General features: G+C 62.5%; 26 protein-coding genes and 1 tRNA gene. 17 read left to right on the forward strand and 10 right to left on the reverse strand.

What is annotated here, in order from left to right; all coding sequences use genetic code 11:
- Positions 1-4: 4 nt before the first annotated feature.
- Positions 5-787 (reverse strand): ABC transporter substrate-binding protein, encoded by a 783-nt coding sequence (locus AC4PTT_RS02975; protein ID WP_492162075.1) that lies wholly within the window; start codon positions 785-787, stop codon positions 5-7.
- A 192-nt stretch (positions 788-979) separates the two neighbouring features.
- On the opposite strand from AC4PTT_RS02975, the gene AC4PTT_RS02980 reads away from it, so the two are divergent.
- Together AC4PTT_RS02980 and AC4PTT_RS02985 are read left to right on the forward strand one after the other, a co-directional pair.
- On the forward strand, positions 980-1,561 hold the full coding sequence (locus AC4PTT_RS02980) for a helix-turn-helix domain-containing protein (RefSeq protein ID WP_224873555.1): 582 nt from the start codon (positions 980-982) through the stop codon (positions 1,559-1,561).
- Positions 1,562-1,720: 159 nt separating this feature from the next.
- On the forward strand, positions 1,721-3,025 hold the full coding sequence (locus AC4PTT_RS02985) for an NAD(P)/FAD-dependent oxidoreductase (RefSeq protein ID WP_492162076.1): 1,305 nt from the start codon (positions 1,721-1,723) through the stop codon (positions 3,023-3,025).
- 41 nt (positions 3,026-3,066) lie between these two features.
- Here the strand turns inward: AC4PTT_RS02985 and AC4PTT_RS02990 are convergent.
- Both AC4PTT_RS02990 and AC4PTT_RS02995 read right to left on the reverse strand, forming a co-directional pair.
- Positions 3,067-3,143 (reverse strand) — tRNA-Arg (locus tag AC4PTT_RS02990).
- Between the two features lie 113 nt (positions 3,144-3,256).
- Positions 3,257-4,420 (reverse strand): M20 aminoacylase family protein, encoded by a 1,164-nt coding sequence (locus AC4PTT_RS02995; RefSeq protein WP_206994962.1) that lies wholly within the window; start codon positions 4,418-4,420, stop codon positions 3,257-3,259.
- Positions 4,421-4,849: 429 nt separating this feature from the next.
- On the opposite strand from AC4PTT_RS02995, the gene AC4PTT_RS03000 reads away from it, so the two are divergent.
- Positions 4,850-5,977: a D-alanyl-D-alanine carboxypeptidase family protein gene (locus AC4PTT_RS03000; RefSeq protein ID WP_492162077.1), complete on the forward strand. Its 1,128-nt coding sequence runs from the start codon at positions 4,850-4,852 to the stop codon at positions 5,975-5,977.
- A gap of 4 nt (positions 5,978-5,981) precedes the next feature.
- Positions 5,982-7,091: a CobW family GTP-binding protein gene (locus AC4PTT_RS03005; protein ID WP_492162078.1), complete on the forward strand. Its 1,110-nt coding sequence runs from the start codon at positions 5,982-5,984 to the stop codon at positions 7,089-7,091.
- A gap of 337 nt (positions 7,092-7,428) precedes the next feature.
- Here AC4PTT_RS03005 and AC4PTT_RS03010 read toward each other — a convergent pair whose 3' ends face one another.
- From AC4PTT_RS03010 to AC4PTT_RS03020, 3 genes are all read right to left on the reverse strand, one after another.
- The gene (locus AC4PTT_RS03010; protein ID WP_162742209.1) at positions 7,429-7,659 is read right to left on the reverse strand and encodes a sulfurtransferase TusA family protein; all 231 of its coding nucleotides are present in this window, start codon (positions 7,657-7,659) and stop codon (positions 7,429-7,431) included.
- A 2-nt stretch (positions 7,660-7,661) separates the two neighbouring features.
- Positions 7,662-8,921 carry a L,D-transpeptidase family protein gene (locus tag AC4PTT_RS03015; RefSeq protein WP_283799916.1) on the reverse strand — a complete coding sequence of 420 codons (1,260 nt, stop codon included), beginning with the start codon at positions 8,919-8,921 and terminating at the stop codon, positions 7,662-7,664.
- A gap of 208 nt (positions 8,922-9,129) precedes the next feature.
- On the reverse strand, positions 9,130-9,309 hold the full coding sequence (locus AC4PTT_RS03020; protein ID WP_420505542.1) for a hypothetical protein: 180 nt from the start codon (positions 9,307-9,309) through the stop codon (positions 9,130-9,132).
- Positions 9,310-9,368: 59 nt separating this feature from the next.
- Between AC4PTT_RS03020 and AC4PTT_RS03025 the strand changes: the two genes are divergently transcribed.
- From AC4PTT_RS03025 to AC4PTT_RS03035, 3 genes are read left to right on the forward strand one after another with little or no spacing between them, the layout of a single operon-like run.
- A complete protein-coding gene (locus tag AC4PTT_RS03025; protein WP_492162079.1) occupies positions 9,369-10,112 on the forward strand; it encodes an amino acid ABC transporter substrate-binding protein in 744 nt (247 codons plus the stop codon).
- A 39-nt stretch (positions 10,113-10,151) separates the two neighbouring features.
- Positions 10,152-10,826, forward strand: coding sequence for an amino acid ABC transporter permease (locus AC4PTT_RS03030; RefSeq protein WP_492162080.1), 675 nt, complete (start codon positions 10,152-10,154; stop codon positions 10,824-10,826).
- Positions 10,823-11,557 (forward strand): amino acid ABC transporter ATP-binding protein, encoded by a 735-nt coding sequence (locus AC4PTT_RS03035; protein WP_475083352.1) that lies wholly within the window; start codon positions 10,823-10,825, stop codon positions 11,555-11,557. The genes AC4PTT_RS03030 and AC4PTT_RS03035 overlap by 4 nt, the downstream gene beginning before the upstream one ends.
- Positions 11,558-11,664: 107 nt before the next feature.
- Here AC4PTT_RS03035 and AC4PTT_RS03040 read toward each other — a convergent pair whose 3' ends face one another.
- From AC4PTT_RS03040 to AC4PTT_RS03050, 3 genes are all read right to left on the reverse strand, one after another.
- Positions 11,665-12,615, reverse strand: coding sequence for an acetyl-CoA carboxylase carboxyltransferase subunit alpha (locus AC4PTT_RS03040; RefSeq protein WP_113153337.1), 951 nt, complete (start codon positions 12,613-12,615; stop codon positions 11,665-11,667).
- Between the two features lie 100 nt (positions 12,616-12,715).
- On the reverse strand, positions 12,716-13,642 hold the full coding sequence (locus AC4PTT_RS03045) for a site-specific tyrosine recombinase XerD (protein ID WP_162742365.1): 927 nt from the start codon (positions 13,640-13,642) through the stop codon (positions 12,716-12,718).
- 8 nt (positions 13,643-13,650) lie between these two features.
- Complete coding sequence (locus tag AC4PTT_RS03050) at positions 13,651-13,800, reverse strand: histidine kinase (protein WP_113153335.1); 150 nt, start codon at positions 13,798-13,800, stop codon at positions 13,651-13,653.
- 156 nt (positions 13,801-13,956) lie between these two features.
- Here AC4PTT_RS03050 and AC4PTT_RS03055 point away from each other — a divergent pair, with 156 nt between their 5' ends.
- The 5 genes from AC4PTT_RS03055 to AC4PTT_RS03075 all read left to right on the forward strand — a co-directional run bounded on the left by AC4PTT_RS03055 (position 13,957) and on the right by AC4PTT_RS03075 (position 17,705).
- On the forward strand, positions 13,957-14,577 hold the full coding sequence (locus tag AC4PTT_RS03055; protein WP_113153334.1) for a shikimate kinase: 621 nt from the start codon (positions 13,957-13,959) through the stop codon (positions 14,575-14,577).
- Positions 14,574-15,701 carry a 3-dehydroquinate synthase gene (gene aroB / locus AC4PTT_RS03060; RefSeq protein WP_113153333.1) on the forward strand — a complete coding sequence of 376 codons (1,128 nt, stop codon included), beginning with the start codon at positions 14,574-14,576 and terminating at the stop codon, positions 15,699-15,701. Before AC4PTT_RS03055 ends, aroB begins: the two co-directional genes overlap by 4 nt.
- Entirely contained in the window at positions 15,698-16,963 is a 1,266-nt protein-coding gene (locus tag AC4PTT_RS03065) for an HlyC/CorC family transporter (RefSeq protein WP_113153332.1), read from the forward strand. Before aroB ends, AC4PTT_RS03065 begins: the two co-directional genes overlap by 4 nt.
- Positions 16,964-17,070: 107 nt before the next feature.
- The gene (locus AC4PTT_RS03070; RefSeq protein WP_297565409.1) at positions 17,071-17,310 is read left to right on the forward strand and encodes a type II toxin-antitoxin system Phd/YefM family antitoxin; all 240 of its coding nucleotides are present in this window, start codon (positions 17,071-17,073) and stop codon (positions 17,308-17,310) included.
- Entirely contained in the window at positions 17,307-17,705 is a 399-nt protein-coding gene (locus tag AC4PTT_RS03075) for a type II toxin-antitoxin system VapC family toxin (RefSeq protein ID WP_420505545.1), read from the forward strand. The genes AC4PTT_RS03070 and AC4PTT_RS03075 overlap by 4 nt, the downstream gene beginning before the upstream one ends.
- A gap of 9 nt (positions 17,706-17,714) precedes the next feature.
- On the opposite strand, the gene AC4PTT_RS03080 is transcribed toward AC4PTT_RS03075, so the two are convergent.
- Entirely contained in the window at positions 17,715-17,996 is a 282-nt protein-coding gene (locus tag AC4PTT_RS03080; protein ID WP_113153329.1) for a BolA family protein, read from the reverse strand.
- A 145-nt stretch (positions 17,997-18,141) separates the two neighbouring features.
- Here AC4PTT_RS03080 and AC4PTT_RS03085 point away from each other — a divergent pair, with 145 nt between their 5' ends.
- The 5 genes from AC4PTT_RS03085 (at position 18,142) to AC4PTT_RS03105 (ending at position 25,071) form a co-directional block, all read left to right on the forward strand.
- A complete protein-coding gene (locus tag AC4PTT_RS03085) occupies positions 18,142-18,759 on the forward strand; it encodes a J domain-containing protein (RefSeq protein ID WP_206546079.1) in 618 nt (205 codons plus the stop codon).
- 102 nt (positions 18,760-18,861) lie between these two features.
- Positions 18,862-19,848, forward strand: a complete 987-nt coding sequence (gene cobS, locus AC4PTT_RS03090) for a cobaltochelatase subunit CobS (RefSeq protein WP_206546232.1) — start codon at positions 18,862-18,864, stop codon at positions 19,846-19,848.
- A 108-nt stretch (positions 19,849-19,956) separates the two neighbouring features.
- Positions 19,957-21,870 carry a cobaltochelatase subunit CobT gene (gene cobT / locus AC4PTT_RS03095; protein WP_492162081.1) on the forward strand — a complete coding sequence of 638 codons (1,914 nt, stop codon included), beginning with the start codon at positions 19,957-19,959 and terminating at the stop codon, positions 21,868-21,870.
- Between the two features lie 352 nt (positions 21,871-22,222).
- A complete protein-coding gene (locus AC4PTT_RS03100; RefSeq protein ID WP_492162583.1) occupies positions 22,223-23,191 on the forward strand; it encodes an esterase-like activity of phytase family protein in 969 nt (322 codons plus the stop codon).
- Positions 23,192-24,027: 836 nt separating this feature from the next.
- The gene (locus AC4PTT_RS03105; protein WP_492162082.1) at positions 24,028-25,071 is read left to right on the forward strand and encodes an IS110 family RNA-guided transposase; all 1,044 of its coding nucleotides are present in this window, start codon (positions 24,028-24,030) and stop codon (positions 25,069-25,071) included.
- Positions 25,072-25,207: the final 136 nt, after the last annotated feature.

Genomic DNA, 25,207 nt, shown 5'->3' on the forward strand with positions numbered 1-25,207 from the left:
GAAATCAGTTCAGGCCCCATTTGGTGAGGATCTCGTCGAGCTTGCCCGAAGCCTTGATCTTCTTGAGCCCCTCATTGAGCGAGGCGCGCAGTTCGTCATTGCCCGGTTTCACTGACATCGCCACATCGCCGGTGATGGTGGAGTCGTAGCTCTTCACCAGCCGCACATTCGCAGCCCCCTGCGAGAGCTGGTAGGCGACGATGGGCCGGTCGCCGAAGCCCGCATCGATGCGGCCGAGCTGCACGTCGCGCATGATGTCGGGGATGCTGTCGTAGATCTTTACTTCCTTGAAAACGCCCAGCGCCTTCATCGGCTCGATATAGGCGGTGCCGACCTGCACGCCGACCGTCTTGCCTTCAAGATCCTGCGGGGTCTTGTATTCGGTTTCGTCATCCTTGGAGACGAACAGGCCCTCGCCGTAGGAATAGACCGTGTCGGTGAAATCGACGACCTTGGCGCGTTCCTCGGTCGCGTACATCGCGGCGGCGATGATGTCGATCTTGTCGCTGGTCAGCGACGGGATCAGCGCCGACCACTGGGTTGCCTTCACATCCGGCGTGAAACCTTCCTCCTTACCGATGGCGGTGATGATGTCGACCATCACGCCCGAGATCTTGTTGGATTTCACGTCGAGAAAGGTGAAGGGAACGCCCGTCGGGGTCGAGCCCACCTTGTAGGTCGGGGTTTCTGCGCTGGCCGGCGCCCATGCTGCCGATGCCGCGATAAGGGCGGCCGCGCCCAGACCGATAAGGCCGCGACGGTTGGTGAAAAAGCCATTCAAGCTCATGCTACTCTCCTCTCCTGAAGCGCCAATCCGAGGGCAGTCGTTATTTTTTTACTCTCGGATTGAAATTTTTGGATCATTATTTCATGATGCTTGAAGAAACGGAGGCTTGTCAACGGCATGATCGATAAAGTCGGAGATCGCGCGGCGGCTCAGTCGAGAGTTTCAGACGATAAGCAAACAGGGGAGAAGCCCGTGGGCGGAGCGGAAACGACCGAATGGAGCAGCGATGCGATCGGCGCTCGTTTGCGGCAAAGGCGCAAGGTGCGTGGTCTCTCCCTGCAGGTCGTGGCCGGACGCGCCGATGTCTCCATCGGTCTTCTCAGCCAGATCGAGCGCGGCCTCACCATGCCCTCGGTGCATTCCCTGAGCGCGATCTGCAATGCGCTCGAAATGCCCGTCAGCTGGCTGTTCGATCCGGGTGGCAATCCGCAGGAGCGGTATGTCGTGCGCGCGCACCAGCGCCGTGTGCTTGATCTTGGCGCAAAGGGCATGCGCAAGGAATTGATGACGCCGGACGACATCACCGGCATCCAGATGATGCGGCTGATCATCCAGCCGGGCGGCTCGACGGGGGACACGCCCTATTGCCACGAGACGGGCGCCAAATGCGGAACGGTGCTGAACGGAACGCTGGGACTGGAGATTGACGGCCGCACCGTGCTTCTGAAGCCGGGCGACAGCTTCGCCTTTCCGGCAAGCGCATTGATCCGGTTCTGGTGTGAGGGGCAGGAGGAAACCGAAGCGTTCTGGATCGTCACGCCAGCGGTTTACTAGAGCAGTTCCAGGAAAAGTGGAAACCGGTTTTCCGTCCGGAATTGCGCAAAAACGCTCTGGATCGCCAGGCGTCCGTCCGGATGCACATGGGTAATCCAGATTAATGATGCAGCGGCGGTTTTCGCGAGATGCTGCGGAAAGGTTGAGGAGGGGAAGTTCATGACCGAAGCCGTGATCGCCAACGAACAGGGTTTCATTTCACGCTCGCTCTGGAATGCGACGGCAAATCCGTCGCAAGACTATCCGGCGCTTGTCGGCGAGCAGGAATGCGATGTGGCTGTGATCGGCGGCGGGTTTGCCGGGCTTTCCGCAGCGCTCCACCTGGCGGAGGCGGGGGTAAGCGTCTGTCTTCTGGAGGCCGAGACGCCCGGTTGGGGCGCATCGGGCCGCAATGGCGGACAGGTGGTTCCGGGCCTCAAGGAAGACCCCGATGAGATCGAGCGGCGCTTCGGTTCCGAACTGGGCGGGCGCATGGTGCGGCTGTCTGGCAATGCAGGATATTTCGTTTTCGACCTGATCGAGCGTCTGGGCATTGATTGCGGTGCATCGCGCGCCGGCTGGATCCAGCCGATCCACAGCGAGGCAGCCCGCACCACCGTGCGCAAGCGCTTCGATCAGTGGCGGCGGCGCGATGCCGCCATGCGCATGCTCGACCGTGAGGAAACCGCCGCACTTCTTGGAACCGACGCCTATCTTGGCGGTATGCTGGATCAGCGCGGCGGCAATCTGCATCCGCTGAATTATGCGCTTGGTCTTGCAGAGGCTGCGGCGCGCGCCGGTGCACGCATCCACGGTCACAGCCGCGCGGAGCGCTGGGAGCATGAAGGCGGCGGTGTGCGCATTCACACCGCACAGGGGCAGGTGCGCGCCGGCAAGGTTCTCGTCTGCACCAATGGCTATGCCGATGGGTTTTCCGGCGCGATTGGCCGGACGGTGGTGCCGATCCGCTCCATCCAGGTGGCGACAGAGCCGCTGCCGGCGGAAATCGCCGGTTCGATCTTCCCGCAGGGGCATTCGGCTTCCGACACGCGGCGGCTCCTTCATTATTTCCGCAAAGGTCCGGGCGACTGCTTCGTGATGGGCGGACGCGGCGACTATTCGCAGGGCGGAACGGAGCATCAGTTCGAGGTGCTGCGCAAGGCGAGCGTCAGGCTCTACCCCCAGCTGGCGGAGGCGCGCTGGGTGCATCACTGGGGTGGTTACGTCGCCATGACCGTGAGCCATTACCCGCAGCTTCTGCGCATGGACGACAATGTCTGGGCGGCCTGCGGCTTCAATGGGCGCGGTGTGGCCATGGCTACGGCGCTGGGCAAGGTGATCGCGGACGCCGCGCGCGGCGTGCCGGAGGCGGAGCTTGATTTCCCCGTGACGCAGGTAAAGCCCATCCCCTTCTACTTCATGCGCCGCTACGCGGTCGCGGCGGCCGTTGCCTGGGCGCGGTTGCGCGACGGGCTGGGCCGCTAAAAGGGGTTCACCGGAAAATGCGGGGCTGTGCAAGGGAGAGCTGGCGATCCCGACAGGATTCGAACCTGTGACCCTCAGATTAGGAATCTGATGCTCTATCCTGCTGAGCTACGGGACCGCTGACGCCTCTCATAACGCGATGAGGCCGCTTCGCCAAGAATGAAATGGCATGATCCCCCTGTGGCAGGCGCTGCCTGCCACAGCCTTTATGGTCATGCGCTTTCAATGGCTTCAGGCCGCGAGCGCCTTTTCGGCAAGGCGCACCCAATAGCTCACGCCATGGGGAATCACTTCATCGTTGAAGTCGTAGCGCGTGTTGTGAAGCGCTGCGCTGTCGCCGTTTCCGATGAAGATGAACGCGCCGGGGCGCGCCTCCAGCATGTAGGAAAAATCCTCGCCGCCCATGGTCGGGGTGACATTGGTGTCGACCTGCGCCGCACCCGCCACGTCGCTGGCGACGCCGCTGGCGAAAACCGTTTCCTCGGCATGGTTGAAGGTCACGGGATAGTTGGAATCATAATACACATCCACCTCCGCGCCATGGGCAGCGGCAACGCCTTCGCAGATGGTGCGCATGCGCTTTTCGGCGTCCGCGTTCACCTCTTTCTTGAGGGTGCGTACGGTGCCGGCAAGCTCCACCGTGTCGGGGATGACGTTCAGCGCATCGCCGGCATGGAACTTCGTCACCGACACGACGACCGAATCAAGCGGATGCACATTGCGCGATGCGATGCTCTGCAGCGCCGTCACGATCTGGCTGGCCGCCAGGATCGGGTCGACGACCATGTGCGGCATGGCGGCATGTCCGCCGCGCCCTTTCACCGTGATCACGAATTCGGCCGTCGCCGCCATGATCGGGCCGGGGCAGATGGCGAACTCGCCGACCGGCAGTCCCGGCAGATTGTGCATGCCGAACACGCGCTCAATGGCGAAACGGTCCATCATCCCGTCCTTCACCATCTCGTTGCCGCCGCCGCCGCCTTCTTCGGCGGGCTGGAAGATCACCGCAACGCGGCCTTTGAAATTGCGCGTCTCGCTCAGATATTTCGCTGCGCCCAGAAGCATGGCCGTGTGCCCGTCATGGCCGCAGGCATGCATCTTGCCGGGCACGGTAGAAGCCCAGGGCTTGCCCGTCATCTCGGTCATCGGCAGGGCATCCATGTCGGCGCGCATGCCGATGGTGGGGCCTTCGCCGAGATTGCCCTGAATGATGCCGACCACGCCCGTCTGGCCGAGCCCGGTCACCACTTCATCGCAGCCGAATTCCGCGAGCTTCTCCGCCACGAAGGCGGCGGTGCGATGCACATCGAAGAGAAGTTCGGGATTGCGATGGAGATCGCGCCGCCATTCGGCGATTTCCGGCTGCAATTCGGCAGAACGGTTCAAAATGGGCATGACTTGCGGTTCCCTTCAAAATTTTGCCTGCATTCGGATTTCATTGTCGGCCGACTGTGGTCGTTCCGTTGGAATGCCGCATGGCGGGCTTTGCGGTGGCGTGGTTGTCGGATGGCGGCGCGCCCTGCCGGGACGTCTTTCCGAGATCGGGAATAGGTAAGATGTGGCGATGCCTGATTGCAAGCCGATCCGTTTGGACCAGACGGGGCTTTGCGTATTCGGGTATCACGGGCGGGTATCGCAGGCATCGGCATTTCGGGCGACGGGATGCACGGTTTTTTGCTATAAGCTTCAGCTTCGCGTTAAATGGCCGGGCTGATCTGGACAGGCCGGACAGGATTGACGCCGCCCGTCGAAAAAGTGTCATCGGCACGTAGGACAACGAGAGCGCCTGACGATGCAGGCGGATATGAAATTCGGATAAAGCGCATGTGTTTCTCAAGGGTGGTCACGCCGATCGTGGCCGGGACTGTGGCCGGGGCAGTGATGGGGATGGTGGCGGCAGTCGCACCGGCATCCGCCGGGCCGACGATCGTGATCGACGTCAACAGTGGCAGGGTTCTGTCGCATGAAGATGCGTTCCAGCGCTGGTACCCGGCTTCCATTACCAAGCTGATGACGGCCTATGTGGCCTTCGAGGCAGTGCAGAAGGGTGAGTTGCAGTTCAACTCGCCGATCACCATCAGCAAGAAAGCCACCCGCGAGCCCCCGAGCAAGATGGGCTATCCGGCGGGCTCTGTTCTGACCCTCGACAACGCCATCAAGCTGATCATGGTGAAGTCCGCCAACGACGTATCGACGGCGATTGCCGAGAATGTCGGCGGATCGGTGGGCGCGTTTGCCGAGCGCATGAACGCCGCCGCCCGCAAGCTGGGCATGACCGGCACGAATTATGTGAACCCGCACGGCCTGTTCTCCACCGAGCAATACACGACGGCGCGTGATCTCGCCCTTCTGGTGCGCGCCATTCGCACCGAGTTTCCGCAGCATGCGCATTATTTCTCGATGGAAGCCGTGCGCGCTGGCGACAAGATTCTGCCGAACTACAACTGGCTGGTTGGCCGTTTCCCCGGCGCTGACGGCATGAAGACGGGCTATATCTGCTCGTCCGGGTTCAATCTGGCAGCCACGGCCACGCGCAACGGGCGCACACTGGCGACCATCGTTCTTGGCGCGCCCTCCCAGGTGGAGCGCGGCGAGGAGGCTGCACGCCTTCTGGCTGAAGGGTTCCAGTTTCAGGGCGCGGTTGCGCCCTCGCTTCAGAATTTCGCACCCTATGGCAATGGCCGGAACGTCGCTGTCGACCTGCGTCCGCAGATCTGTTCGGAAGCTGCGGTGAAGGCCCGTTATGAGCGCGGTGATGATGACGGCATGCTTGTGCAGCGTTCGCCCTATCTCACGGCGATGGATCATGAGCCGCGCGCCGTGACGATCGGCCTGGGCGGAGCGACCGGCCCTGCGCCTTCGGTGCCGCGCTTTGCGGATGTGCCCATCCCCACGCCACGGCCCGATTACCCGTTCAAGAGCGCCACGGCCGAAACGGGGCAGGGTGGCTGAGGCGATGGCCGCAAAAATAGCGCTCACGCTGGTCACCGGCTTTCTCGGGGCCGGCAAGACGACCCTGATCAACCGGTTGCTGCGCGATCCGGCTCTTTCCGATACTGCCGTGATCGTCAATGAATTCGGCGCAGTCGGCATCGATCACCTGCTGGTGGAAGAAGCGTCCGACGGTGTCATCGAACTCTCCGATGGATGTCTGTGCTGCACCGTGCGCGGGGCGCTGGTGGACACGCTTCTCGGGCTTGATGAGCGCCTGTCGGACGGGCGCGCGGATGCGTTGAAGCGCGTGGTGATCGAGACCACCGGCCTTGCCGATCCGGTGCCTGTGCTGCAGGCGCTGGCGGCGCATCCGGCGTTGGCCGCGCGCTTCCGGCTGGATGGCGTCGTGACGCTGGTTGATGCGGTGCATGGGCTGGAAACCCTGAAAGCGCATGAAGAGGCCCGTCATCAGGTGGCGGTGGCTGACAGGCTGCTCCTGACAAAGGTGGATATGGCCGATGCCGCGACCCTGTCTCGCCTGAAGGCGCAGCTCGCCACGCTTGCGCCCGGGCTCGAACCGCTCATTGCCGCCGAGCTGGAGCCGGTGGCGGTCATCGATTGCAGCGCGCTGGATATCGGTGCGCGCGCCGCCGAGGCGATGCAACATCATCATACCCATGAGCACCATCACCATGGCCATGATCATCACGACCACGACCACGACCACGACCACGACCATGATCATGATCACGCGCACAGTGCGGCGTTCGACACGATCCTGCTCACGCATGACCGGCCTATCGGCGGCGCGGCGCTTGAAGGTTTTCTCGACCTCCTGCGCAGCCAGTGCGGGGCGCAGATCCTGCGGCTGAAAGGACTTGTCGAGCTGGTTGAAAATCCGGAAAGGCCGCTCGTGGTGCAGGGCGTTCGTCAGGTGCTGCACGAGCCGCGTTGGCTGCCTGCCTGGCCCGACGAGACACGCGGCGTGCGCCTGGTGATCATCGGAGCCGGACTGGACGAGCGCTATATACGCGGGCTGTTCTCAGCCTTTGTGGGCGAGGCAAGGGTGGATACGCCCGACAGGGCCGCGCTGGAAGACAACCCTCTCGCCATCGCCGGTTTCCGGCGCTGACAGGCGGGGCCGGCCTCCGGTGCTCCATCAAACGCTGCTCGTCCCCTGTGGGGCTGAACACGGTGCGCGACAGCCGATACAGTGATGTCGTGCGTGGTTCGACAGGCTCACCATGAGGGAAGGCATTGGATGAGGGATGGCGCTGGTTGTGAAACCTGCGGCGACGCCTCTGGTTGAGACGCTCTGTCAGGCTCTCCTTCCCTCATGGTGAGCCTGTCGAACCACGCACGGCGATTTAGAGCAATTTCAGGAAAAGTGGAAACCGGTTTTCCGTCCGGAATTGCGCAAAAACAATAAATCAGAGCGTTTTCGCAATTCCAGCAAAAGCGGAAACGCTCTAGCCCCGCTCGACGAGAAAGCGATGCCCGTCCGGCGTCGCTTCGCTCTCCACCAGCAGGTGCCCGCTCTCATTGCAAAAGGCGGGAATGTCGATCACGGCCAGCGGGTCGGTGGTTTCAAGCCACAGTTGCTCGCCCGTCGCCATGCCGGCAAGGCGCTTCCTGGCGCGGAGCACCGGCAAGGGGCAATTCAGCCCCTTGAGGTCGTATGTTTCGGCGATGACCGTCACGCTCAGCGGCTGAACAGGTTCTGGATGCGACGGCGCAGCGAGGTGCCCTGGCTGCCCGCTTCGGGAGCCGGCACGGAGGCTGTGCGTTCGGGGCTGGTGTTCGGCCGTGGTGCGGGGCTTGGAACCGTGCCCGCAGCCGGCGTCTCGGTCGCCGCGGTCGTCGTCTCTTCCTGCTGCTCGCCTGTCACGGCTTCCAGAGCCGTCTGAAGCCGCGAGGCAGGCTCGGCCGTGTAGGCAGAGGCCGTTGCGGCAACGGCTGGCGTGGGCGCTGCTTCCGGCGCTTCGGCAACAGCAGTTGGCGAAGGAATGTTCGGCGGCAGGCGCGAAACCTTCTCGCCACGCGCGCGGCGCTTGCTCCAGTCAGCCACGAGGCGCGCCTCGCTGTGTCCGGCAATCGTCTCCGACTGTTTGGACGAGGACTGCTTCTTGAGCGCTGCATTGAAGGCGAAGTCGTATTTTGCCTGATGCTGCTTGTAGGCGGTCAGAAGCGATTCCGGCTGGCTCATCGGCGGGCAGGATGCCGCCGGCGAGAACTTGCCGCCATTTGCGGGCTCGCTGTTGAACACGTAGCGCTTGCCGCAGACATCCACCTTTGGCGGAACCTTGGTCAGCTCGAAATGGTCGTAGCCGACCTTGAGCATCTTCCAGAAATCGTAATTCGGGTCGTTGCGGTAGCGCGCCATGTTTTCCGCCGTCATGCGGAAGGGAAACGCCTGAACCTGAAACTCCCGCTGCCCGCCCTTGAAGGAATCGCGGGCAAACGCGTAGATCTCGGAAATCTGTTCGTCGGTCATCGAATAGCAGCCGGCCGAAGAGCAGGCGCCATGCACCATCAGATGCTTGCCGGTGCGGCCGTTCGCCTGGTCATAGGCGTTCGGGAAGCCGATGTTGAAGGCGAGGTAATAGCTGGACTTCGGATTCATCTGCCCCGGACGGACGGTGTAGAAACCTTCCGGCGCCTGGCGGTCACCCTCGGTGAATTTCGGCCCGAGCTGGCCCGACCATTTGCAGATGTCATAGCTGGCGATGACGTCGTAGCGGCCATTCTGCTTGGCCTTCCAGACTTCCAGCTTCCCCTCTTCCTTGAAGATGCGCATCATCACGGGAGAGGTCTTGCTCATCCCCTTGGCCTTCATCGTCTGAACGACGCGAGACGGCAGCTGCCGCTCGGCCTTGGGTGCGATGTCTTCAAGCGTTTCGTTGCAGGCGGTCAGCGCAATCGCTGCCGACATGAGAAAGGCATATTTGATCAGGCGTGTCATGGGTATTTCGTGTCCCGCCTATTGGCCCCCGCGCGGAGAACTTAGATTGGCATTCTGCTTATAGAAAATGAAGCCTTATGCTTTCTAAAAGATTACCGATCGCACCATGCAATGAAGCCATGCTGTGACCATTTCGCGGCATTTTGTCTGTATTTATGGCCTTTTCGCGGCTTTTAGGCGAGGAAAGGCCTGCGTGCAAGCCTTGTCGTTAGCCGACGGTTGTGCGGAAGCCCGGTTGTCTGCGGGTTTGCGTCGCTATTCTGACGTTGAAAATATGCTCGCCGCTCCGCGCATGGTTGGGTGTGTTTTTCTCCATTTTGAAGCTTTCGACAAAATTTTTGCTTTCTGATTTCGCTGTAGCGGCGACCCATAGAAAAATCTTCTCCAATCCCTATTTTCCCGGCACTCATCAATCGGATTGGCGCGCAACGCGCCCTGGAGAACTCAATGCGTAAACTGGCATTTGCAGCAGCCGTCCTCGCCGCCACCGTTTCGGCGTCTCATGCCGAAACGATCCGCGTCGGCATGTCCGGCGGCTATTTCCCCTTCACCTTCGTCAAGCAGGATAAGCTGCAGGGCTTCGAGGTCGATGTCCTGAACGCCGTCGCCGAGGAAACGGGCGATGAAGTTGAATTCGTCACGATGAGCTTTTCGGGTCTGATCGGCGCGCTCGAATCCAACCGGATCGACACCATCGCCAATCAGATCACCATCACGCCGGAGCGCGAGGCCAAGTTTGCCTTCTCGCAGCCCTATGTGATCGACGGTGCGCAAGTGGTGGTGAAGAAGGGCAACGAGACCGAGATCACCGGACCGGAAAGCCTGAAGGGGCGCACCGTGGCCGTCAACCTGGGTTCGAATTTCGAGGCGCTTCTGCGTGAACTGCCCTATGCCGACGAGATCGACATCAAGACTTATGAGAGCAATCTCGAGCAGGAAACCGCGCTCGGCCGTGTCGACGCTTTCGTCATGGACCGGGTCAGCGCCACCCAGGTGATCAAGGAAACGCCGCTGCCGCTGGCGCTCGCCGGCAAGCCCTTCTCCGAACTGCGCAACGCGCTTCCTTTCCGCAATGACGATGAGGGCAAGGCCCTGCGCGACCGCGTGAATGCGGCCATCACCACGCTGAAAGAGAACGGCAAGCTCACCGAGATTTCGCAAAAATGGTTTGCCGCCGACATCACCCGATAGGCGATCAAGCCTGTCTATAGAGCATGAGAGGCGGGGACCATGAGGCCGCTTGATCTCGAATATATGCTGGGGCTTGTCCCCGTGCTTCTCAAATATGTGCCGCTGACGCTTGCCATGGCGTCGGTGGCCATGATCCTCGCGCTGGTGCTTGCCTCGCTCATGGCCGTTGTCCGCGTCATGCGTGTGCCGCTGCTCGATGGTTTCGTACAGTTCTTCATCAGCTTCTTTCGCGGCACGCCGTTACTGGTGCAGCTGTTCCTGTTCTATTACGGCCTGCCGCAGGTCTTCTCGTCGCTGACCGCGATCAATGGCGTGACGGCTGCGATCATGGGCATCACGCTGCATTTCGCCGCCTACATGGCCGAGAGCATCCGCGCCGCCATTCTCGGCGTCGACCGCTCCCAGTGGGAAGCCTCTTTGTCCGTGGGCATGACCACGCCGCAGATGATGCGCCGCATCGTGTTGCCGCAGGCCGCGCGCATCGCCGCGCCCACGCTGGTCAATTACTTCGTCGATATCATCAAGAGCACATCGCTTGCCTTCACGCTGGGCGTGACGGAGCTGATGGGCGCGGTGCAGAAAGAGGCCGCCGGCAGCTTTCTCTATTTCGAGGCCTTCATCCTGGTGGCGCTCATCTACTGGGTGATTGTCGAGGCTCTGACGATCGTTCAGCGGCAGCTTGAGGCGCGGCTCGGAAAGGCGGTGGCGCGATGATTTCGGTCAAGGGGCTCACCAAGCGTTTCGGCGAGAACACCGTTCTCGATGGCATCGATCTCGATATCCAGGCGGGTGAACGGGTTGCCATCATCGGCCCGTCCGGCACCGGCAAGTCCACCCTGCTGCGCTCGCTGAATTTTCTGGAAACGCCCGATGCGGGAACGATCACGGTGGGGCCGGTCACGGTGGATGCGGCCAGCGCAAAGCCTGCCGACAGGCTCGCGCTCAGGCGGCAGACATCCTTCGTGTTCCAGAACTACGCGCTGTTTGCCAACAAGACCGCGCGCGACAACATCGCCGAAGGGCTGATCACGGTTCGCGGCTGGGAAAAGACGCGGGCCTATGCCCGCGCCGAAGAAATCCTCGCGACCATCGGTCTTGCCGACAAGGCGCAGAGCTATCCGGCCTCCCTGTCAGGCGGCCAGCAGCAGCGCGTCGGCATCGGCCGCGCCATGGCGGCGGAAGCCGAGATCATGCTGATCGATGAGCCCACATCGGCGCTTGATCCGGAGTGGGTGGACGAAGTTCTTCAGCTTCTGAAACGCGTCGCGGATGCGCGCCAGACCATGCTGATCGTCACGCATGAGATGCAGTTTGCCCGCGACATTGCAGACCGCATTCTGTTCATGGATGGCGGGCGGATCGTCGAGCAGGGGCCGCCCGAGGCGATCTTCAGCAACCCGAAAGACCAACGCACCCGCGCATTCCTGCGCAAGGTTTCGCGATAGCCTCGATCCCGAAACCAGAACGGGCCGCGTTTCCATGAAACGCGGCCCGTTCTGTCATTTTCGTATTCACGGGGGCGGCAGGTGAGGTCGCCTGACCGCCGGGTGTCTTAGAGCGTGCGGCCGATGGCGAGGAACTTTTCGCGGCGGTGCTCGCGGTAGTCCATCTCTTTGCCCGAAAGCTCGGCGAAGCCTTTCTCGATCTGGGCAGCCGTCGCCTCGAGCACCTTCTCAGGTCCGCGATGTGCACCGCCGATGGGCTCGGGGATGATCCCGTCGATCACCTTCAGGTTCATGAGATCCTGCGCGGTGATCTTCATGTTGGTTGCCGCATCCTTGGCGCGCGATGCATCGCGCCACAGGATCGAGGCCGCGCCCTCGGGCGAGATCACCGAATAGATCGAATGCTCAAGCATGTAGACCTGGTTGGCGGTGGCGATGGCAATCGCGCCGCCCGAGCCGCCTTCGCCGATAACGACGGCAATGTTCGGAACCTTGAGGCCAAGGGACCTGGAGGTCGACTGGGCGATGGCTTCGGCCTGGCCGCGCTCTTCCGCGCCAATGCCGGGATAAGCGCCGGTCGTGTCCACGATGCTGATCAGCGGAATGCCGAAGCGGTCGGCCAGATCCATCACGCGCACCGCCTTGCGGTAGCCTTCGGGACGGGCCATGCCGAAATTGTGCTTCAGGCGGCTCTGCGTGTCATTGCCCTTTTCCTGACCGAGCACGGCAACGGACTCGCCGTTGAACCGGGCAAAGCCGGCGATGACGGCATTGTCTTCGCCATAGGCACGGTCGCCGGCCAGCGGCGTGAAATCGGTGAACAGGCCGCGCACATAGTCGAGGCAATGCGGCCGGTCGGGATGGCGCGCCACCTGGGCCTTCTGCCACGGCGTCAGGGAGCGGTAGATTTCTATGAGCGCATCCTTGGAGCGCTTCTCAAGGCGTGCGATCTCGTCGGCAACGTCCACCGCTTCACCGCTTTCGGCGAGCTTTTTCAGTTCGAGGATCTGTCCTTCGAGATCGGCAACGGGCTTTTCAAAATCGAGATAGTTGTACATTCACTCGCCAAATCGAACACGAGACACTGCGATAAAGGCATCTCTAGGTTGAACACGGCCTGCCGCCGGTAATGTGACGCTCCACATAACGTTGATGAAGCTAATCGGCAAGCGGATGGTGCTTTTGAACCAGCTCGGCAAGGCGTTTTTCAAGCACATGCGTATAGATTTGCGTCGTTGATATGTCCGAATGGCCGAGCAATTCCTGTACTGCGCGCAGATCTGCGCCATTCTGCAGGAGATGGCTTGCAAAGGCGTGACGCAACACATGCGGAGAGATTTTGGAGGTCTCTATGCCTGCGCGCGCGGCGACTTTCTTCAACTCCCGCGCAAAGACCTGGCGCGGCAGATACCCGCTTTCCGAGCTTGCCGGAAACAGCCAGGTGCTCTCCGCACAGGCCGGTTTTTCGGCTCTTACGGAAAGCCAGGCCTGCATTGCGGTGCGGGCCTTTCCCGAAAGGGGCACGATGCGCTCCTTGCCGCCCTTGCCGCGCACGGCGAAGAAGCGCTCGTCGCGCAGCGCAACGGTTACCGGCAAGCTCACCAGCTCCGAGACACGCAGACCCGAGGCATAGAGCACTTCCAGAAGCGCATGCAGCCTGACGGCGGCAAGATGCTCCGGCGCGCCTTTCGCGGCTTCGCGCGCTTCGGTCTCGGCCTGTTCGAGCAGGCGGCCGGTCTCTTCCTCGCTCAGCGTCTTTGGCAGGCCGCGCCCCTTTTTCGGGCTGTCCAGAACGCCCGTCGGGTCATCGCCGCGCAGACCTTCCGCATAGAGGAACTGAAAGAACTGCCTGAGCGCGGAGAGCTTTCGCGTCTGCGTCGTGGCGGCAAACCCCTGTGCCGAAAGCGCGCCCAGAAAATCGCGCAGTTCGTCCGCGCCCGCATCCTGAAGGGCGTTTCCACCGGCGGCGATGTGCAGGGCGGCGTCTTCCAGATCGCGGCGATAGGAGGCCAGCGTGTTGTCGCTCGCACCGCGTTCGGCCGCCATCATTTCCAGAAAGGCTTCGATGCGCGCGCCGCTGCCGATCTTCATTGTCATTGCGTGGGGTTTAGCCTGTCCACGGGAACGCGTACGCTCATCTCGCCGGTCTCCGGTTCAACGAATGTCGCAAGTGCAATCATGGCGCCGTAAACAAGGCCAACCAGGATCGCCACGATAACCAAAAGCCGAAAAAGTGTCGGCATGCATCAAGACCCGATCTGTTTCTTCTGCCCCTGCGCGTTTTATGGGGTGCCGGCCCATTCATTGCAAGCATGTGGGAAAGTATCTGGACCGCCAGCCTGTCAATCGCTTGACGGATCACGGCTTTTGTGTCGAAACCGGCGCACAGAGGCGCGAGTATGACAGTCACCGAATACCCTTCCGTTCCCGATCCCGAGAAACTGGCCCGCCGGCTGGGCAGGCGGTCGCTTGTCTTCGTCGGTCTCATGGGCGCCGGCAAGACGGTGATCGGCCGTCGCGTCGCCGATGCGCTGAAACTTCCGTTCATAGACAGCGATCACGAGATCGAAACGGTCTCCCGCATGACGGTGCCGGATCTGTTCGCCACCTATGGCGAGGCCGAGTTCCGCTCGCTGGAGCGGCGCGTGATCGCCCGGCTTCTGAAGAGCGGCCCGCGCGTGGTCTCCACCGGCGGCGGCGCGTTCATGAACCCGCTGACGCGCCGTGCCGTTGCGCGCCGGGGCGTTTCCGTCTGGCTCAAGGCCGATCTGCCCACTTTGATGGAGCGGGTCAGCCGCCGTTCCCACCGGCCGCTCCTGAACAACAGCGATCCCGAAGGCGTGATGCGGCGTCTCATGGAAGAGCGCTATCCACTCTACGAGGAATCCGACATCACCGTGCACTCGCGCGATGAGGCCAAGGATGTCATCGTCAGCGAGGTCATCGTCGCGCTCGATGAGCATCTGCGCGAGCAGGCAAGGCGACGGGAAGAAGAAAAGCAGAAGGAAAGCCGGTCATGAACGATGCCACGAAGGCGCTTGCCACCGTCAATGTTTCGCTTGGTGCGCGCGCCTATGACATCCTGATCGGGCCTGGCCTCCTGCAGAGCGCGGGTGAGGAAATTGCACGCCGCCTTCCGGGCGTGCGCGCCGCCATTGTGACGGACAGCAATGTCGCGGAAGGTCATCTCGCCACGCTGCAGGCGGGGCTTGAAGCCGCCGGCATCGAGGCGACCGCCATCACCGTTGCGCCCGGCGAGCGCTCGAAGCGTTTCGCCACGCTTGAAGAGGTGGTGTCCGGCATTCTCGACGCCCGTCTGGAGCGCGGCGATATCGTCATTCCGCTGGGCGGTGGCGTTGTCGGCGATCTCGCGGGCTTCGCCGCAGGCATCGTGCGGCGTGGCATGCACTTCGTTCAGGCCCCGACATCGCTTCTCGCACAGGTGGATTCCTCGGTCGGCGGCAAGACCGGCATCAACACGGCGCATGGCAAGAACCTTGTGGGCGTCTTCCATCAGCCGCAGCTGGTCATTGCCGACACGGCGGTGCTCGACACGCTGCCACCGCGCGAATTTCGCGCCGGCTATGCCGAAGTCGCCAAATACGGGCTGATCGACCGGCCGGATTTCTTCGCCTGGCTGGAGAAGAACTGGCAGGCGGTGTTCGATGGCGGGCCTGAGCGCGTGGAAGCCATTGCGCAGTCCTGTCAGGCCAAGGCCGATGTGGTGGCGCGCGACGAGCTGGAGATGGGCGACCGCGCGCTGCTCAATCTCGGACACACTTTCGGTCACGCGCTGGAAGCGGCCACGGGCTATGACAGCGCGCGTCTGGTGCATGGCGAAGGCGTGGCCATCGGCATGGCGCTGGCGCACCGCTTCTCGGCCAGGCTCAATCTGGCGAGCCCCGACGATGCCGGGCGCGTCGAGGCCCATCTTTCAGCCGTTGGCCTGCCGACCCGGCTTTCCGATGTTCCCGGCGGCCTCCCTGGCGCGGAGCAGCTTTTGACCTATATCGCGCAGGACAAGAAGGTGTCGCGCGGCGCGCTCACCTTCATTCTCACTCGCGGCATCGGCCAGTCTTTCGTGGCGAAAGACGTGCCGACCAGCCAGGTTCTTTCCTTCCTTGAGGAGTCTCTTCCCCAATGACACCAGAGATGTGGATCACCGGCGGCATCATTCTGGGCCTGATCGCGCTCTCTTTCCTGTTTTCAGGAACCGAAACCGGCATGACCGCTGTTTCGCGGGCCAGGCTGCACACGATGGAGGCCAATGGCGACGCGCGCGCCGGTCTTGTCGACCGCCTGATCCAGCGTCGCGACCGGCTTGTCGGCGCATTGCTGATCGGCAACAATCTGGTCAACATCCTTGCCTCGGCGCTCACCACCAGCCTGTTCCTGAAGCTCTTCGGCGATGCCGGCGTGGTCTACGCCACCATCATCATGACCGTGCTTCTGGTGATCTTCGCGGAAATCCTGCCCAAGTCCTGGGCGCTTGCGAAGCCGGAGCAGTTCGCGCTCACCGTGTCGCCCTTCGCGCGCGTCGTGGTGATGATGTTCGGCCTCCTGTCGTCGCTCGCCAACGGCATTGTACGGCTGCTCCTGTCCATCTTCGGGGTCGATCTGCAAAGCCGCGAATCCATGCTTTCCGCCCATGAGGAGCTGCGCGGCACCGTCGAGGTTCTGCACCGCGAGGGCGCGGTGGTGAAGCAGGATCGCGACCGCGTTGGCGGTCTGCTCGACCTGCACGAGCTGGAACTTTCCGACGTGATGATCCACCGCACCAACATGCGCTCCGTCAATGCCGACGAAGCGCCGGAAGTGGTGGTGCGTGAAATCCTGCGCAGCCCCTATACGCGCATTCCCATCTGGAAGGGCTCCACGGAAAACATCGTCGGCGTCGTCCACGCCAAGGATCTCCTGCGCGCGCTGGGCGATGTGCAGAACGATTATTCCAGGATCGACATTGCCAAGGTCGCTTCAAAGCCGTGGTTCGTGCCCGACACGACAACGCTGCAAGACCAGCTCAACGCCTTCCTGCGGCGCAAGGCGCACATCGCCATCGTCGTCGACGAATATGGCGAAGTGGAAGGCCTGGTCACGCTTGAGGACATCATCGAAGAAATCGTCGGCGATATTGCCGATGAGCACGATGTGGAGGTTCAGGGCGTCAAGCAGGAGGCCGATGGCTCCATCGTGGTGGAAGGCTCCGTGCCGATCCGCGACCTGAACCGCGCGCTCGACTGGAACCTGCCGGACGAGGAGGCAACCACGATTGCCGGTCTCGTCATCCACGAGACGCAGACCATTCCCGACGAGAAGCAGGCCTTCACCTTCTTCGGCAAGCGCTTCATCGTCATGAAGCGCGACAAGAACCGCATCACGAGACTTCGGATCAGGCCGCTCGCCTGATCCGGGCGATTGGATCTGTCAGTGATCGCTGCTCCTAAAATGATCATGGTCATTGCCTATGGTCATTTTCGTTTCTATCTTTCGACAGCAGACGCTGGAGTATCGATATGACTGTTGAGATATCCAAATCCCGTTTCAAGGCGCGTGCACTTGAGTATTTCCGCGAGGTGGAAAGAACCGGCCAGCCGATAATCATTACGGATCACGGCAGGCCGACACTGGAAATCCGCGCGCTTGAGAAAAAGACAGGTGCGCGCGACGCGCTCGAACGCCTCAGGGGATCGGTGAAATCCTACGAGCGCCCTTTCGAGCCCGTCGATGAGGCTGACTGGGATGCGTTGAATTGATCGGGATCGACACGCATGTGCTTGTCTGGTGGGCCAATGGCGACACCGACAGACTAAGCCCGGCGGCGCTTGATGCGCTTGATGCTGCTCTGTCGGGCGGAAAAATCTTCATGTCGTCCATCACTGCATGGGAAATCGCCGTGCTGGCCGCCCGCGGCAGGCTCCTTCTATCGGAAGATGTCCGCCACTGGCTGGATGTGGTCGCGGAGGTCCCTGCCGTCGAGTTTGTGCCCGTCGACAATGAGATCGCGGTTTTGAGCACCCGCCTCGGGGATGGCTTCCACCGCGATCCCGCAGACCGTTTTATCGTGGCGACATGCCAGAAGCTTGCGGTGCCTCTGGTTACAGCCGATGAGAAAATCAGGCGATACCCGCATCTCACCACAATCTGGTGACAACGAGCCTTACCAGCGCGTCGGTTCGCCCGGCGCTGCCGGTTCGATGGCGAGTGCGTGCACGCTGTCTTTCAGCTCTTCGGCGAGCAGTTCGTTGACGGCGCGGTGGCGCTCGACGCGGTTCATCTTCGCAAACGCATCGGCGACGATGCGCACGCGGAAATGCGTTTCGCCCGTGCCGTCGAAATGTTCCTGATGGCCCGCATGCAGGTGGCTCTCATTGATCACGGCAAGCCGCTCCGGCGAAAATGCATCCGTGAGCTTGCTTTCTATCGTCGACTGGATGGACAATGACGTCTCCTCACACCATATGGGGGCTATCCCCAAATTCACGTTCGATTCAAGCGCTAGGTCGAACTTTGGCCAAAAGTCAATTCTTGTATCCCGGCGCTGAGGGGCCATACTTCCACACTGATTTGGTGACACGCAGTCCGATATGAAACCCTACTCGAAATATTTCGAGAAAATTCGCATTCGACCCGACCCGCAGGCGGAGGCGAAATCTCGCGCGCCACGCTGCCAGTGGGATGGCTGTGATGAGCCGGGCATGCATCGCGCGCCTGTCGGGCGTCACGCGGAGGGGCAGTATTTCCGCTTCTGCGTCGATCACGCCCGGCAATACAACAAGGGCTACAACTATTTCTCCGGTCTCAGCGATTCCGAGGTCGCGCGCTATCAGAAGGAAGCGCTGACCGGCCACCGTCCGACCTGGAAAATGGGTGGTAGCGGAGAGACACGGGCTGCGGCTGATTTCTCCACCTATCGGTCGGGCCGCGCGGCCTATCACAACCGGGTGGGCGACCCGTTCAACATGTTTGGCGAGCAGCAGGCCGCGCGCAAGCCGCGCGAAAAGCGGTTGAAGCCGCTTGAGGCCAAGGCGCTCGAAACACTGGGCCTGGGCGCACAAGCGACTGGCGAACAGATCAAGTCGCGGTATAAGAACCTGGTGAAGCAGCACCATCCCGATGCGAATGGTGGCGACCGGGGTTCTGAAGACCGGCTCAGAAGCGTGCTTGAAGCATACCGTCTGTTGAAACAGGCGGGTTTCTGTTAAAGCGGGCGTCTGATAAGACGCGTTGAACAAAGTCTGATGAGACGCTCCGGAAAAACGAACAGTTCAAGCGATGCAGGCAAGGGCCTGGCCGCTGGAGGCATGATGAACAAGATTGACCGCGATATCGCCAATTTGCCCGATACGACCGTTTCGGTGAAAGACACGTTCGGCTTTGAGTCCGACATGGTTGTGCCAGCCTATTCCGTGGCCGATTCCCACGTGCCGGACGTCGATCCCGACTATCTGTTCGACAAGCAGACGACGCTCGCCATTCTGGCGGGCTTTGCGCACAATCGCCGCGTGATGGTTTCCGGCTATCACGGCACCGGCAAGTCGACCCATATCGAGCAGGTCGCCGCGCGTCTCAACTGGCCCTGTGTCCGCATCAATCTCGACAGCCATGTCAGCCGTATCGACCTCGTCGGCAAGGACGCCATCGTGGTCAAGGACGGCAAGCAGGTCACCGAGTTCAAGGACGGTATCCTGCCCTGGGCTTATCAGCACAATGTCGCGCTCGTTTTCGACGAGTATGACGCCGGCCGCCCGGATGTGATGTTCGTCATCCAGCGTGTTCTGGAATCGTCCGGCCGCCTGACCCTGCTCGACCAGAGCCGCGTCATCCGTCCGCATCCCGCCTTCCGCATCTTTGCCACGGCCAACACCGTCGGTCTTGGCGACACGACCGGCCTCTATCACGGCACGCAGCAGATCAACCAGGCGCAGATGGACCGCTGGTCCATCGTTACCACGCTCAACTATCTGCCGCATGACGACGAAGTCGCCATCGTTCAGGCAAAGAACAAGCATTTCCAGAACGAGAAGGGCCGCGAGACGATCTCGCGCATGGTGCGCGTTGCCGACCTCACGCGTTCGGCCTTCATGAATGGCGACCTGTCGACCGTCATGAGCCCGCGTACGGTGATCATGTGGGCCGAAAACGCCGAGATCTTCGGCGATGTCGGCTTCGCCTTCCGTCTCACCTTCCTGAACAAATGCGATGAGCTGGAGCGTGCGCTGGTCGCCGAGTTCTACCAGCGCGCCTTTGGCGAGGAACTGCCGGAGAGCGCTGCCAACGTCGCGCTGAGCTAAGGCGCACCGTCTAGATCGCGCTGCGTTCACCCGGACGCATGAGGTGCGGTCTAAATCATTGATGGAGCATCGGAATAGCCGAAGAACCGGATTCCGCTTTTCGGTCCGATGCTCCAGACCGAGAGAAGACGAACCGTGAGCCAGACCAACCGCAAGCCCGGACAACCCGCCGATGCGCCGCTTGATCCTTTCAAGCGGGCGACCACGGCATGCATGCGCGCCGTTGCGGGCGATCACGAGCTTGAGGTCTCCTTCTCCAAGGACAAGCCATCGCTCACGGGCAGCCGCGCGCGCCTGCCGGACCTGCCCAAGCGGGCGACGGCCGAGGCGCTGACCGTCACGCGCGGCATCGGCGATTCCATGGCGCTGCGCCGCGCCTGCCACGATATCGATCTGCACCGCCGCCTCGCGCCGGAAGGCAATGAGGCGCGCGCCATTTACGACGCCGTCGAGCAGGCCCGCGTCGAGGCCATCGGTTCGATTGCCATGCCGGGCATGGGCGACAACATCGCCGCCATGCTCGAGGACAAATACGAACGCGCCAATCTGGCCGAGGTTTCCGAAAAGGCCGATGCGCCGCTTGAGGAAGCCATTGCGCTGATGGTGCGCGAAAAGCTGACCGGCCGGCCCGTGCCGAAGAGCGGCGAAAAGCTCGTTTCGCTCTGGCGCGACTGGGTTGAGAGCAAGGCCGGGGCCGACATCGACGCGCTTGCCGGGCAGATCGAGGATCAGAACGGCTTCGCCCGCGCCGTGCGCGATCTCCTTTCGTCCATCGATCTCGGCGAGGAGCTTGCCGAAGAAGAACAGACCGAGGAGAGCGAGGAAGACAGCGACGCGCCCGAGGCCCAGGAACAGGCCGAGCAGAGCGAGGACGACGAGTCCGGCGGCGAGGAAAGCGAGGGCGAGGAGTCCACGGGCGAGAGCGAGGACACCGAGACCGGCGAGAGCGAGGCCGGCGACACCACCGCCGACGATGTTTCCGAGGATGACGAACTGGATTCGGAGACGCCCGGCGAGGCGCGTCGTCCCGACAGCCCGTTCGACCAGGCCGCCCGCGATATCGACTACAAGGTCTTCACCACCGAGTTCGACGAAACGGTCGGCGCCGAAGAGCTTTGCGACGAGGAAGAGCTCGACCGTCTGCGCGCGTTCCTCGACAAGCAGCTTGCCAATCTGCAGGGTGTGGTCGGGCGTCTCGCCAACCGTCTGCAGCGCCGCCTGATGGCGCAGCAGAACCGCTCCTGGGATTTCGATCTGGAAGAGGGCGTGCTCGATACGGCGCGGCTCGTCCGCCTGGTCATCGACCCCATGCAGCCGCTCTCCTTCAAGCAGGAGCGCGACACCAATTTCCGCGATACAGTGGTGACGCTGGTGCTCGACAATTCGGGCTCCATGCGTGGCCGGCCGATCACGGTGGCCGCCACCTGCGCCGACATTCTGGCCCGCACGCTTGAGCGTTGCGGCGTGCGCGTCGAGATCCTCGGCTTCACCACGCGTGCGTGGAAGGGGGGGCAGGCGCGCGAGAAATGGCTCAAGGAAGGCAAGCCCGCCAACCCGGGCCGCCTGAACGATCTGCGCCACATCATCTACAAGAGCGCCGATGCCCCCTGGCGTCGCGCCCGCCGCAATCTCGGCCTGATGATGCGCGAGGGGCTTCTGAAGGAAAACATCGACGGCGAGGCGCTTCTGTGGGCGCACCAGCGCCTGATGGCGCGGCCCGAGCAGCGCAAGATCATGATGATGATCTCCGATGGCGCGCCGGTCGACGATTCCACCCTGTCGGTCAATCCCGGCAACTATCTGGAACGGCATCTGCGCGGGGTCATCGACCTGATCGAGACCCGCTCGCCGGTCGAGCTTCTGGCCATCGGCATCGGCCACGACGTCACGCGCTACTATCGCCGCGCCGTCACCATCGTCGATGCGGAAGAGCTGGCCGGTGCGATGACCGAGCAGCTCGCCTCGCTCTTCGAGGAAGAGGGCGCGCGCCGTAGCGGCGGTGCGATGCGGCGTGCGGGCTAGAGCGTCTGACCGAAAAGCGGAACCCGGTTTTCGGTCATTCCGATGCTCCATCACGCGCGTAGATCATCCTTTGTGCGCCCGGACTGGCGCACGGCCATCCAATCCGTCTGCTTCTAGCCGCCTGCTTCCTGCCTGGCTGCGATCTTTCGGTTTGACGGTGCAGGGCGTGCGCCCAGACGGCCCTCATGGCGCGCACCTACACAGCCCCCAACGCGCGCGCCTACGCAGCCCTTATGGCGCGCGCCCACACAGCCCTCATGGTGAGCGCCCACATAGCCCTCATGGTGAGCCTGTCGAACCACGGGGGCGGGGTGAAGGGCTGCGGCACGGCCTGCGCCTCTTCCTTGTGGCACTGGTCTTTGCCCTCGCTGCGCCGGCCTCCGCTCAGGAGCCGGCCATCTCCGTACCGGTCAAGGCGAGCCCGATCCGTCACTTTGCTGTGGGCTCCCACGAAACCCGTTTTGGCCCGCTGGAATTTGCCGGTGGTCTTTCCATGACCTCGCCGGTGGACCATTTCGGCGCATTCTCCTCCTTCCGCTTCATGTCGCCTGGCGCTGATGTCATCGGCGTTTCCGACACCGGTTTCTGGTTCTTCGGAACGCTCACCCGCGACGCCGAGGGGCGGCCAGCGGGCTTTGCCGATTTCAGCATGCAGCCCATGGTGGACGGCGCAGGCAGTTCCACGCGCGAGAAATGGACCACCGATGCCGAAGGCATTGCGGTGAAGGATGATCTGGCGACGGTCAGCTTCGAGCGCGTGCAGCGCATTGCGGAATTCGGGATCGAGCGCGGAGCCATGGGGGCCGCGATCCGCGATCTCGACTTCCTCGTGCCGCGCCACGAGCTGCGCAACAATCGCGGTTTCGAGACCATCGCTTACGCGCCCCCGGAAGGGCGGCTCGACGGTGCGCGTGTCGTCGTGGCCGAGCGCAGCATTGACGAAAACGGCAATTGCTTTGCGGCCATTCTGGAAGGGCCGCACAAGGGCGTCTTCACCGTCGCCCGCTCGGACGGGTTTGACATCACGGATGGCGCATTCCTGCCTGATGGCGATCTGCTCTTGCTGGAGCGGCGCTTCACGCTCGCCCAGGGCGTCGCCATGCGCCTGCGCCGCATCGATGGCGCAACCATCGCGCCGGGCAGCGTCGCCGACGGGCCGGTGCTCTTCACCGCCGGCATGGATTATCAGATCGACAATATGGAAGCGCTGGATGTCTGGCAGCGCGCCGATGGCGCGACCATGGTGTCACTCATGTCCGACGACAACCATTCGCTCCTGCAGCGCAATCTCTATCTGGAATTCCGGCTGCTTGGGGAGTGAGCGGCGGCTGGGGGCTCGCTGTAGTCTCGCGAAGAGGCTTCAACGTTGCGCTTCCTTCTCCCTGCCTGCGGGGGAAGGAAGTGTTGCCGTTGTTCGGCACCAAGCGTCCTCGCCCTTCGACAGGCTCAGGATGAGGACTACTTCAAAGCTGCCGCAGGGCTGGACTGATGACACTGCGCATCAACAGCCCTCATCCTGAGCCTGTCGAAGGGCGAGGGCGCTTGGCACTGCCCTCCCAACTACTGCGCTTCTTCAACGTCTCACTATCGGGTTTGAGTGCCGGCGCACGCCCCTCATCCCCCTGCCGGGACCTTCTCCCCGCTTGCGGGGAGAAGGAAGCGTTTCTGTTGTTTGGTGCCTGGCGTCCTCGCCCTTCGACAAGCTCAGGATGAGGACTACTGAGCTTGCGGTGTGGTTCATTCCGAACCGTTGTTTACGGGCGTGATCAGCAAAACAGCCCTCATCTTGAGCCTGTCGAAGGGCGAGGGCGCTTGGCACTGCCCTCCCAACTACTGCGCTTCTTCAACGTTTCACTATCGGGTTTGAGTGCCGGCGCACGCCCCTCATCCCCCTGCCGGGACCTTCTCCCCGCTTGCGGGGAGAAGGAAGCGTTGTTGTTTGGTGCCTGGCGTCCCCGTCCTTCGACAAGCTCAGGATGAGGACTACTGAGCCTGCGGATTGGTTCATTCCGGGTAGTTTCTTGCTGGCGTCATCAGCAAAACAGCCCTCATCCTGAGATGGCATAATCGCTTTCTCAGGGGGCAGCGGTTGCCCCCGGCGCTTCGGTTGAACCGTGGTCGACATGGTGTCGCCACAAAGCGAAGGAGGGAGCAACCATGGAGTATTATGCCGGATTGGACGTTTCAGAGGAAGCCACATCGGTCTGCGTGATTGATGGGCGCGGGCATGTGGTTGAGGAGATAAAGGTCTCCACGACGCCTGCAAGCCTCTCTTCTGCTTTGTCGGGTTTTGGCGATGCGCTTGCGCTGATCGGTCTGGAAGCCGGCGCGCTGACGCCATGGCTGGCCCGGGAGCTGAAGGCGCAGGCGTTGCCGGTTGCCGAGATCGAGACGCGGCGCATGAAGGCCTATGCCAAAGCCTCCACGGTGAAGACCGACCGGCGCGATGCCAGGATGATCGCCCAGGCATTGCGGGCGGGGCTGTATCGGGGGGTGCATGTCAAGGACGAGGCGGCCCACAGGCAGCGCCTGATGCTGACGGCGCGCGCGACCCTGCTTTCCCAGGCCCGCCAGTTGCAGGTCAAGATCCGTGGCGATCTGAAGCCGTTCGGCATCCGGCTTGGCCGCGTGGGCCCGGGAGGCTTTGCGGGGCGGGTCAAGGAGCGGCTTGCCGCGCGTGACGACCTTATGGCTCTGGTTGCGCCGATGCTGACCATGCGCACCGCCCTTCTTGCACAGGTGCGCATCTATGAGCGCGAGATCAAACGTCAGGCCGCCGCCGACCCGGTGTGCCGGCGGCTGATGACGGCGCCTGGCGTCGGATCGATCACGGCCTTTGCCTTCAAGGCAACCGTGCACCAGCCGGAGCGTTTCGCCCGCTCGGCCGATGTGCCGGCGGCCTTCGGCCTCGTGCCGCGCATCGACCAGTCTGGCGAGTACGAGCATATTGGCAGCATCTCCAAAACCGGTGACGTCATGATGCGCAGCCTCCTGTTCGAAGCCGCAAACGCGCTCCTGACGCGCACGAGGAAGAGTTTTGCCCTCAAACGGTGGGGGCTGAAGGTGGCCCGGCGACGTGGCATGAACCGGGCCCGCGTGGCGGTCGCCCGGCGGCTCGCCATCATCCTTCACCGCATGTGGGTCGATGGCAGCGACTTCCGCCTCATGCTGCAGGAAAGGCCGGCTTCGTCCAGCGCATGAGCGCGCCAGAGACTTTCCAGCCCCTTCTTCGACAGCTCTGACAGCGGTCGAAAAGGAGCGCGTCCGTCCGGGACGCACCGGCGCGGGCAATCGACGACGACAGGCTGGACGGCGGCCACGATACAAACCGGCCGCA

This window comes from Nitratireductor sp. WH36-1 (assembly GCF_058725515.1).

Excerpts from the sequence above, each read along its gene's own strand:
- AC4PTT_RS02975 (WP_492162075.1), bottom strand. The coding sequence starts at position 787 with ATGAGCTTGAATGGCTTTTTCACCAACCGTCGCGGCCTTATCGGTCTG.
- AC4PTT_RS02985 (WP_492162076.1), top strand. The coding sequence starts at position 1,721 with ATGACCGAAGCCGTGATCGCCAACGAACAGGGTTTCATTTCACGCTCG.
- AC4PTT_RS02995 (WP_206994962.1), bottom strand. The coding sequence starts at position 4,420 with ATGCCCATTTTGAACCGTTCTGCCGAATTGCAGCCGGAAATCGCCGAA.
- AC4PTT_RS03000 (WP_492162077.1), top strand. The coding sequence starts at position 4,850 with ATGTGTTTCTCAAGGGTGGTCACGCCGATCGTGGCCGGGACTGTGGCC.
- AC4PTT_RS03005 (WP_492162078.1), top strand. The coding sequence starts at position 5,982 with ATGGCCGCAAAAATAGCGCTCACGCTGGTCACCGGCTTTCTCGGGGCC.
- AC4PTT_RS03015 (WP_283799916.1), bottom strand. The coding sequence starts at position 8,921 with ATGACACGCCTGATCAAATATGCCTTTCTCATGTCGGCAGCGATTGCG.
- AC4PTT_RS03025 (WP_492162079.1), top strand. The coding sequence starts at position 9,369 with ATGCGTAAACTGGCATTTGCAGCAGCCGTCCTCGCCGCCACCGTTTCG.
- AC4PTT_RS03030 (WP_492162080.1), top strand. The coding sequence starts at position 10,152 with ATGAGGCCGCTTGATCTCGAATATATGCTGGGGCTTGTCCCCGTGCTT.
- AC4PTT_RS03035 (WP_475083352.1), top strand. The coding sequence starts at position 10,823 with ATGATTTCGGTCAAGGGGCTCACCAAGCGTTTCGGCGAGAACACCGTT.
- AC4PTT_RS03040 (WP_113153337.1), bottom strand. The coding sequence starts at position 12,615 with ATGTACAACTATCTCGATTTTGAAAAGCCCGTTGCCGATCTCGAAGGA.
- AC4PTT_RS03050 (WP_113153335.1), bottom strand. The coding sequence starts at position 13,800 with ATGCCGACACTTTTTCGGCTTTTGGTTATCGTGGCGATCCTGGTTGGC.
- AC4PTT_RS03055 (WP_113153334.1), top strand. The coding sequence starts at position 13,957 with ATGACAGTCACCGAATACCCTTCCGTTCCCGATCCCGAGAAACTGGCC.
- aroB (WP_113153333.1), top strand. The coding sequence starts at position 14,574 with ATGAACGATGCCACGAAGGCGCTTGCCACCGTCAATGTTTCGCTTGGT.
- AC4PTT_RS03065 (WP_113153332.1), top strand. The coding sequence starts at position 15,698 with ATGACACCAGAGATGTGGATCACCGGCGGCATCATTCTGGGCCTGATC.
- AC4PTT_RS03070 (WP_297565409.1), top strand. The coding sequence starts at position 17,071 with ATGACTGTTGAGATATCCAAATCCCGTTTCAAGGCGCGTGCACTTGAG.
- AC4PTT_RS03085 (WP_206546079.1), top strand. The coding sequence starts at position 18,142 with ATGAAACCCTACTCGAAATATTTCGAGAAAATTCGCATTCGACCCGAC.
- cobS (WP_206546232.1), top strand. The coding sequence starts at position 18,862 with ATGAACAAGATTGACCGCGATATCGCCAATTTGCCCGATACGACCGTT.
- cobT (WP_492162081.1), top strand. The coding sequence starts at position 19,957 with ATGCTCCAGACCGAGAGAAGACGAACCGTGAGCCAGACCAACCGCAAG.
- AC4PTT_RS03105 (WP_492162082.1), top strand. The coding sequence starts at position 24,028 with ATGGAGTATTATGCCGGATTGGACGTTTCAGAGGAAGCCACATCGGTC.